The organism is Streptomyces anandii JCM 4720 (assembly GCF_014650655.1).
Classification (GTDB): domain Bacteria; phylum Actinomycetota; class Actinomycetes; order Streptomycetales; family Streptomycetaceae; genus Streptomyces; species Streptomyces anandii.
The window spans coordinates 84,074-87,378 of record NZ_BMVJ01000005.1 but is presented as its reverse complement, the minus strand read 5'-3'; the positions used below and the strand labels follow the sequence as shown (position 1 = coordinate 87,378).

The window sequence follows — 3,305 nt, the reverse complement described above, 5'->3', positions numbered from 1 at the left end:
GGAGAGTCCTCGGGCGGGCTGCGGGGTGCGGAAGTCCATCAGGTCGACGACGCCCGGGTCGAACGCGGGCCGCTCGGTGTGCAGGAACCAGCCCTTGAAGTGCTGGAGCAGGTGGGTGCGCGCGGGGGGCAGTGCGCGCGGGGGGCGGGAGTCGAAGACCCAGCGGGCGCGCACCTGGAGGCGCGCCCCGTCCGCGTCGGCGGCGCGCACCTGGGCGGTGCCGTCCGGGAGGGGGACGATGCCGTCGACGGTGGCCTCCGCCCGGCGCACGTTCGGACGGGCCGTCAGATCGCGGCCGACCAGCGCCTCGAAGTCGTCCGAGCGGATCATCTTGTAGCGCATCGGGCCGATGTGCCGCCGGACGCTCACGCCGTGCCGGTCGATCGTCCGCAGACAGGGCCAGGAGGCGCTCACGGCGGCGTCGTAGGCGCCGGTGCCCGCCTCCCAGAAGCACCAGGTGCGGCGGGGCGGCCGCAGGGGGCCGGGCGGCGGCTCGATCAGCAGGACGGAGGGCGCGGGGGTGCCGGCGGCCGTCAGGCGGTGCGCCAGTGACAGCCCGGCCGCCCCCGCGCCGACGATCACGACGTCCGCTGCGCTCATGGCCCTCCTGTCCGGCTCCGCCGCGGTGTCCGCGCTCCGCCCGGCGGCGGGCCGGGCGCCGGCGCGCGGTCCGCGCCGGACGGTTCCCGTCGAAGCATTCCGCACCCTCGCCCCGCGCGGACGCGCGCCGCGCTGGGGACGGGCGGACGCGTGGGGCGGTGCGCGGGGCGGGTGCCCCACGGTGGGGTGGCCGACACGTCCCTTCGGGTGAGGGGGCCGGTGGGCGGGGCCCGACGGTGGAAGGGGTGTCAGGACGCCGGACCGAAGCGGCCCGGCCCGGTCCGGCCCGGCGGGCGTTCCGCCGCCTCTCGGGACGGCGGGAATCGCGCTGCCCGCGGGACGGCGGGGACGCCGACGGCCCGCGGGACAGCCGGCATCCCCGCCGTCGCGCGGGGCACTCAGTCCGCCGGGCCCGGCGGGAAAGGGGTGGCGGTATGAGGACGGTGACCGGTCGGACCGATCACGTCGTGGTCGTGGGGGCGGGGCTCTCCGGCCTGTCGGCCACGCTGCACCTGCTGGGGTCGGGGCGGCGCGTGACGGTGGTCGAACGCGAGGACCGGCCCGGCGGGCGCGCCGGGCGGCTGGAGCGTGGCGGCTACCGGATGGACACCGGTCCCACGGTCCTGACCATGCCTCATCTGGCCGACGAGGCGTTCGCGGCGGTCGGTGAGCGCCTGGCCGACCGCGTCGAGCTGCTGCCCGTGCACCCGGCCTACCGCGCGTGCTTCGCCGACGGCAGCCTGCTGGACGTGCACTCGGACGCCGCCGCGATGGAGGCCGAGGTGGAGCGCTTCGCCGGGCCGGGCCAGGCGGCGGGCTACCGGCGGCTTCGGGCCTGGCTGACCGAGCTGTACGCGGTGCAGCACCGCCGGTTCATCGACGCCAACTTCGACTCGCCGCTCGGTCTGCTGACCCCCGACCTGGCCCGCCTGGCCGCGCTCGGCGGGTTCGGACGGCTCGACGCGCGCATCGGGCGGTTCCTGAGCGACGAGCGGCTGCGGCGGGTGTTCTCCTTCCAGGCCCTGTACGCGGGCGTGGCGCCGGCCCGGGCGCTGGCGGCGTACGCCGTCATCGCGTACATGGACACCGTGGCGGGCGTGTACTTCCCGCGCGGCGGCATGCACACCCTGCCCCGGGCCATGGCCGCCGCGGCCGCCGACGCGGGCGCCGAACTGCTGCTGGGCCACGAGGTCACACGCCTGGAGCGGTCCGGAAGCCGGGTCACGGCGGTGGTGACCGGGCACGAACGCATTCCGTGCGACGCCGTGGTCCTGACCCCCGACCTGCCGGCCGTGCACCGGCTGCTGGGCCGCGGGCCGCGCCGCCCGCTCCGGCTGCGGCACGCGCCCTCGGCCGTCGTCCTGCATCTCGGCACCGACCGGACGTGGCCGCAACTGGCCCACCACACCCTCTCGTTCGGCGCCGCCTGGAGCCGGACCTTCGACGAGCTGACCCGCGCGGGCACCCTCATGACCGATCCCTCCCTGCTCATCACCCGACCCACGGCGGGCGATCCGTCCCTCGCGCCCCGGGGCAGGCACCTGCACTACGTCCTCGCGCCCTGCCCCAACACCGACATCGGGCCGTCGGCCGCCGACTGGCACGACCTGGCGCCCCGTTACCGCGACGGCCTCCTCGCCGTCCTGGAGGCGCGCGGGCTGCACGGCGTCGCCGCGCACATCGAGCAGGAGTGCCTGGTGACACCCGCCGACTGGACCGCGCTGGGCCATGCGGCCGGCACCCCTTTCTCCGTGGCCCACACCTTCGCCCAGACCGGCCCGTTCCGGCCCCGCAACCTCGTGCGCGGCACGGACAACGCGGTCCTCGCGGGCTGCGGGACCACGCCCGGCGTCGGGGTGCCGACCGTGCTGATCTCGGGCAAGCTGGCCGCCGCCCGGATCACCGGCGGCCACCGGGAGCGGGGCGGGCCGCGCGGCGGCGCCCGCGCCCGGCAGGCCGAGGGCGCGGCCCGATGACCGCGCGCGAACTGGACGCCGCGGGCATCACCGACCCGCTGCTGCGCGCCGCGTACACCCACTGCCGGCGGCTCAACGCCCGGCACGGGCGCACCTACTTCCTGGCGACCCGCCTGCTGCCCGCCGACCGCAGGCCGGCCGTGCACGCCCTGTACGGGTTCGCGCGGTGGGCCGACGACATCGTGGACAGCCTGCACAGCGGAGCGGGCCCGGGCGAGCGCGCGGCCGCCCTCACCCGGCTCGACGAGCGACTGCGCCGCGCACTGGCCGGGCACGCCCGCGGTGACGGCGCACCCCAGGGGTGTGCCGAGGAGCGGCCGGGACACGGCGCACCCGTCGCGGGGGACGAGCCGGTGGTGCTCGCCGTGGCCGACACCGCCGCCCGTTACGCCATCGAGCCCGATCACTTCGGCGACTTCATGGCCTCGATGCGCAGCGACCTGACGGTGACCGGCTACGCCACCTACGACGACCTGCGCGCGTACATGCACGGCTCGGCCGCCGTCATCGGACTGCAGATGCTGCCGGTCCTCGGCACGGTGACCCCCCGAGCGCAGGCCGCGCCGCACGCGGCGGCCCTCGGGGTGGCGTTCCAGCTGACCAACTTCCTGCGGGACGTGGGGGAAGACCTGGACCGTGGGCGGGTGTACCTGCCCGCCGACCTGCTGTCCGCGCACGGCGTCGACCGTGACCTGCTGCGCTGGAGCCGTGCGACCGGGCGCGCCGATG

At 77.1% G+C, this 3,305-nt stretch carries 3 protein-coding genes; 2 read left to right on the top strand and 1 reads right to left on the bottom strand.

The window, feature by feature from the left end:
- Positions 1 to 600 (bottom strand): lycopene cyclase family protein (locus tag IE249_RS36945; RefSeq protein ID WP_268249684.1); only part of this gene is annotated, 600 nt, incomplete at its 3' end.
- A gap of 434 nt (positions 601 to 1,034) precedes the next feature.
- Between IE249_RS36945 and crtI the strand changes: the two genes are divergently transcribed.
- Together crtI and IE249_RS36940 are read left to right on the top strand one after the other, a co-directional pair.
- Positions 1,035 to 2,576: a phytoene desaturase family protein gene (gene crtI, locus IE249_RS11200; RefSeq protein ID WP_189704637.1), complete on the top strand. Its 1,542-nt coding sequence runs from the start codon at positions 1,035 to 1,037 to the stop codon at positions 2,574 to 2,576.
- The coding region (locus IE249_RS36940; RefSeq protein ID WP_229858128.1) for a phytoene/squalene synthase family protein at positions 2,573 to 3,305 on the top strand (733 nt) is incomplete at its 3' end. The genes crtI and IE249_RS36940, both read left to right, overlap by 4 nt.